Origin of the sequence: Mycobacterium sp. (assembly GCF_049673265.1) — a bacterium.
Classification (GTDB): domain Bacteria; phylum Actinomycetota; class Actinomycetes; order Mycobacteriales; family Mycobacteriaceae; genus Mycobacterium.
This window is the reverse complement of record NZ_JBATXN010000253.1, coordinates 1-5,317: the sequence shown is the minus strand read 5'-3', so window position 1 is coordinate 5,317 and position 5,317 is coordinate 1. Positions and strand designations below refer to the sequence as shown.

Annotated in this window: 5 protein-coding genes; all 5 read right to left on the bottom strand. The window is 62.4% G+C overall.

Going from position 1 to position 5,317, the window contains the following annotated elements; all coding sequences use genetic code 11:
* A partial coding sequence (locus WBF82_RS08910) for an ABC transporter ATP-binding protein (protein WP_424382686.1) occupies positions 1-914 on the bottom strand: 914 nt, incomplete at its 3' end.
* Between the two features lies 1 nt (position 915).
* Positions 916-1,758 carry a carbohydrate ABC transporter permease gene (locus WBF82_RS08905; protein WP_424382685.1) on the bottom strand — a complete coding sequence of 281 codons (843 nt, stop codon included), beginning with the start codon at positions 1,756-1,758 and terminating at the stop codon, positions 916-918.
* Positions 1,749-2,660, bottom strand: coding sequence for a carbohydrate ABC transporter permease (locus tag WBF82_RS08900; protein WP_424382687.1), 912 nt, complete (start codon positions 2,658-2,660; stop codon positions 1,749-1,751). Before WBF82_RS08900 ends, WBF82_RS08905 begins: the two co-directional genes overlap by 10 nt.
* Before the next feature lie 26 nt (positions 2,661-2,686).
* Positions 2,687-3,973: an ABC transporter substrate-binding protein gene (locus WBF82_RS08895; protein WP_424382684.1), complete on the bottom strand. Its 1,287-nt coding sequence runs from the start codon at positions 3,971-3,973 to the stop codon at positions 2,687-2,689.
* 63 nt (positions 3,974-4,036) lie between these two features.
* A complete protein-coding gene (locus tag WBF82_RS08890) occupies positions 4,037-4,915 on the bottom strand; it encodes a sigma-70 family RNA polymerase sigma factor (RefSeq protein ID WP_424382683.1) in 879 nt (292 codons plus the stop codon).
* Positions 4,916-5,317 lie beyond the last annotated feature (402 nt).

Sequence of the window (5,317 nt, the reverse complement as noted above, 5' to 3'; positions counted from 1 at the left end):
AGATATGCGTCCGCACCGAGTTCTTCGACGACCTCGATCTGCATCTCGATACCGGTACCGCCGATTTCGAAGTGTTCGGGCCGGATGCCGACGATGAGTTCTGCTGCGGCGTCGCTGAGCTCGCGTGGCAGCTGGATCGGCCAGTCGCCCAGTGAGACTGAGTGATCGACGACGGGCAGGGTGAAAAGGTTCATCGCCGGGGAGCCGATGAACTCCGCTACGAACATGTTGACCGGACTTCGGTACAGCTCCCTGGGCGCCGCGCACTGTTGCAGCACGCCGTCGCGCAGGACCGCGACCCGATCGCCCATCGTCATCGCCTCAACCTGGTCATGGGTGACGTAAACGGTGGTGGTGCCCAACCGCCGCTGCAATCCGGCGATCTGGTTGCGGGTTTGCACCCGCAGCTTCGCGTCCAGGTTGGACAACGGTTCGTCCATAAGGAACACCTTCGGTCGCCGCACAATCGCGCGCCCCATCGCCACGCGCTGGCGTTGTCCGCCGGACAGATCCTTGGGTTTGCGATCCAGGTACGGCTCCAAGTCGAGCAGCCGGGCCGCATCCAGAATCCGTTCGCGGGTCTCGGCTTTCGTTATTTTCGCGATTTTCAGAGCGAAGCCCATGTTCTGCGCCACCGTCATGTGCGGATACAAGGCATAGTTTTGGAAGACCATGGCCACGTCGCGGTCCTTGGGGTCGTCATCGGTGACGTCTCGATCACCGATCCGGATGCGGCCGGAATCCACCGTCTCCAATCCGGCGATCATCCGCAGTGAGGTGGTTTTGCCGCATCCGGACGGCCCCACCAACACGACGAACTCGCCGTCACCCACGCACAGATCCAGATGGTCGACCGCGGGCCGCGTTGTACCGGCGTAGCGCCGCGTCGCTTCCTCGAAAGTCACCGATGCCATTTCACCCGCCAAGCCCGGTGACCGCGATACCGCGAATGAAAGCGCGTTGCGCAACCACGTAGACCAGAAGCAACGGCACCAGGATCAATATGGATGCGGCCATCAGCACCGGCCATCTGGCGACGTACTCGCCCTGCATCCGTACCAGCCCGAGCGTAAGTGTGGCGATACTATTGCGCTGAATCATCAAGAGCGGCCACAGAAAATCGTTCCACACGTTGACCCAGGTGAGTACCGCCAGCACCATCACCGCGGGCTTGGCATGCGGAAGCAGTATCCGCCAATAGATCTGCCACGGCGAGCAGCCGTCGAGGATCGCCGCCTCTTCCAGTTCTGCCGGCAAGGTGCGGAAGAACTGGCGCATCAGGTAAGTGCCGAACGCGCTGCCGAATAATCCCGGCACGATCATCGCCCACGGCGTGTCGGACAGCCCCGCAATGCGCATCAAAATGAACTGCGGAATCACGGTAACTGTCAGCGGAACCATCAATGTGCCCAGGTACAAGACGAACAACGTGTCGCGGCCCCGAAACCGTAGCCGTGCGAACGCATATCCGGCCAGGGAGCAGAAAAACACCTGGCCGACGCTGACGCAGCCCGCATACAGCACAGAGTTGAAAAGCATCCGCCAGAACGGCATCAGCGTGAACACCTCACGGTAGTTGGACCACAGCGGGTGTGACGGAAACAGCGTAGGGGTCGTTACCTCACCATCATCTTTCAAGGATCCCGATACCGCCCACAGGATCGGGAAAAGCGCACACCATGCGATCACGCTCAGCGCGGTATACAGCACGGCCGCACGCACAATGCTGGGTTTGATCACTCGTTCTGCTACGCCCACGATCGTTCCTCCTGGGCGGCCCGACGGCGGCCAAGCCGCAACTGCAGCACGGTCAATACCAGCAGGATGCCGAAGATCACCCACGCCAGCGCCGAAGCGTAACCGAACTCCAAGAACGCGAACGCATGCTGGAACAGCATGATCCCGAATACGTAGGTTGCGGTTTCCGGCCCGCCGTTATGCCCGGTGAGAACATAGACGAGGTCAAATGCCTGGAATGCGTGGATGATCGAGATGACGACCACGAAAGATACCGCGCCCCGGATCAATGGCACGGTGATCGAGACGAACTGGCGTATTTCTCCCGCGCCGTCGAGCCTGGCCGCTTCATAAAGGTCGTCGGGCACGCCCTGCATTGCGGCTAACAGGATGACAGTCGCGAACGGCACGCTGCGCCAGACACTGACCGTGCACAGCGAGAGCATCGCCCATTTCGGGTCGTTAAGCCATGGGACGGGCCCGATCCCGATCCAGCCGAGCATGATGTTGAGCAGACCATTGTTGGTATTGAAGACGAACTGCCAAACGACGGCCATCACTACCGATGACACCGCCAAGGGCAGGAATGTTATTGTCCGAAAGACGCTTATTCCCTTGATTTTTCGGTTGAGCACGCCAGCAACGGCGAGGCTGATCAGGACCGTGGGGACGACGGTGCCGACGGTATAGACCACCGTGTTGCGCAGCGCGATGACGAACAGCGGATCGTCGGCAAAGAGGGTGTGGTAGTTGGCCAAACCGACGAACCTGGCGGGCCTGAAGATATCCCATTTCTGGAAGCTCATGTAGAGCGAGAAACCGAGTGGGAAAACCATGAATACGGCGACCGCAGTCAGGTTGGGCGCGACGAACATGCGTCCTGCTCGGGCGCGTCGTTTGGAAAATCGGCGACGCCGGGTCACGGTGGCGGCGGGATCATCGATCTGGGTCATGGGGTGCGAAGCACCTCGTCGACGGCGTGTGACAGCCCGTTCGCCAGCGATGTCGCCGGCCGTGCGCCGCGTAGAACGGGGCCGATGTTGCGGTCCATCAACGCGACGATCTTTGTCCACTCCGGGGTGATCGGCATGCCCTCGGCATGACCAGGGCCGCCGGTCAGCACATCGAGATTGGCGATCCTGGCGTGGGCCGCGGCGAAGCCAGGCGATTTGATCGCGGTGCGCAGCACCGGCACGAACAATCCAGAATCAGCGATCACCGCCTGCCCGACCGGGCCGGTGGCGAACTTCACGAACTCCCACGCCTGCTGTTTGCGCCGACTGCTCGCCGCGATGGCAAGCCCTGTTGTGCCGATGTTCGAACGGGCAGCGCGCCCTCTCGGACCGGTCGGCAGCACGGTGATGTCGAAATCCAGGCCCTTAGCCCGGTCAACCGTCTGCCATCGCCAGTGCCCGCCCAGCGCCATCGCCGCCCGGCCTGAGCTGAAGAGATCCATCGTGGACATCGATTGGGTGTCCGACGAGGTAGGGGCAACGTTGTGCTTGTGGGCCAGATCTGCGTAGAACTGGATGCCTTCGAGGAACGCCTCGTTGTCGAAGTTCAGGTGCGTCGGGTTCATCCGCGGGTCCGACCACGGGACGCCGTTGTTCATGCCGAACAATCCGGCCGCGTATGACGCGACCCAGCTGTCGACGTATCCCCAGTGACTGACCCTGCCGGATCGGCCGCGCTTGGTGAGCGCTTTGGCGGTGTCGAGGAACTCGGTGAAACTCCAGGGTTGTTCCCATCGCCCGGGCGGCGGGCGCACACCGGCGTCGGCAAATAACTTCTTGTTGTAGAACAAGAAGTTGCCTGACCATTGTTCGGGCAGGGCGTATTGACCGCCGTCGAACGTGAACGTCTGATACAGCGACGGGATGCTTTCGGCGTTCAGCTGCGCGGCGAACGTTTTGTCTTGCGCCAACATGGTATTGAGGTCCAACAGGACTCCCCGGTCAGCCAATCTGGCGTAAGTGAGTTCCCACGCCATCAGCACGTCCGGGCACTTGCCGCCGGCGCAATAGACCGACATGTGTTGCAAGGGATCGGCCCCGGACAACAGCATGCGAACCTTGATGTCGGGGTGGCTGCGTCCGAAGGCGTCGACAACTCGCCGCCGGGCATCCGCCTCTTCCGGATTGGCCGCGAAGAAGAAGGTCAGCGCGTCGTCATCGGGGCTACATGCGGTCGGCCAGAGCGCCAGTGACGCCGCACCAAGTGCGCCGGCGCCACGCAAAAGCGTCCGACGATCAAAGTGCTTGTCGACACCGTCGCTAGTGTTCGTAGTTGGTCTCCGTGGTCACCATGGCAGCGCGAGAACCGCATCTTTCAAGCTATCGGCATCGCCGATGATGTCGATGGTTTGTATCCTGCCGTCTTCAATGCCGATCTGCAGCAACGCCTCAAGGTGTCCCGCGGGTGCGACGGCAATACCGGGCGCTCCGTCGATAAGGACAACGACGCCCGCTCGTGCGTGCAACGCGAACCGTCTGGTTTCCTGGGCGACCTCGTTGGCGCCGCGCAGCTCGGTCGGCACATCGTCGGGCACCAGTATGCGGTCGACTCTCCGCACCACCTGGGGAGCCAGCAGGTGCAACAGCATACGAATATCCCCGCCCCGCGATGCTTCGAGAAACGCTTCGACGATCTCGAGGTGGTCGGCGGTTCGCTTGGGCTCCGCCGAGCCGCGCGCGTGGATTCGGCTGCGCGCCCGGCTCGCCAGCTTCTTGGCGGCTTGCGGCGACCGATCCAACAACTTGCCGACGCTGTCGAAGGGCATCGCGAACACGTCGTGCAGCACAAAGGCGACACGTTGCGCCGGCGAAAGCCGGTCGAGGACCACCAGCAGGGCGCGGCTGACCGAATCGGCGAGCAGCGTGTCAACGTCTGCTCCCGCGGTGGCACCGGCGACCCGCTCGAGCTGTTCGGTGTCGCCGAACGGCTGCTCTGCTCGCCGGTTGCGAGCGCGCAACTGGTCGATGGCCTCGCGGGCGGTGATCGTTGTGAACCATCCGGTCACGTTCTCGATCGTGTCGGTCTCTGCCCGACTCGCCTTCAGCCAGGCCGACTGCACCGCGTCTTCGGCGTCGGCCACCGAGCCGAGCAAGTGATAGGCCACCGACCTCAGGTGCCGCCGATCGCTATCGAACCGCCGTGCGAGATTTTCGATGGTTGTCATGGGTCACCTTTCCCAGGCGCAAGCCGTCAAGGAGATGACCACATCCGACGAACGCTCCCTGCAGAGGAGACCAATGCAATGAGCCTACAGATAGTGCAGTTTACGGCGACGTCTGACCGCACGGCGGAAGTCGCGATTGGAATCGAGAAGCTGATCGGCGCGGTTGAAGCGGCTGCCGCTTTTCGTACCCCCTTGCCGGGCTGGACCTTAACCCCGCCCACACCCCGGAGATGATGGTGCCGGGCGATTACCGGATGCGGAACGGGATTTGAACGCATGACTGCTGCATACCTCGTCGTCACCGGGGCCGCGGCGATCGCCTTCGCTACCGCTGCCGTCCTGAATTTCACCCACAACAAGTCAGTAACCGAGACCGCCGAGAGGCTGGGCGTGCCGGTGTCG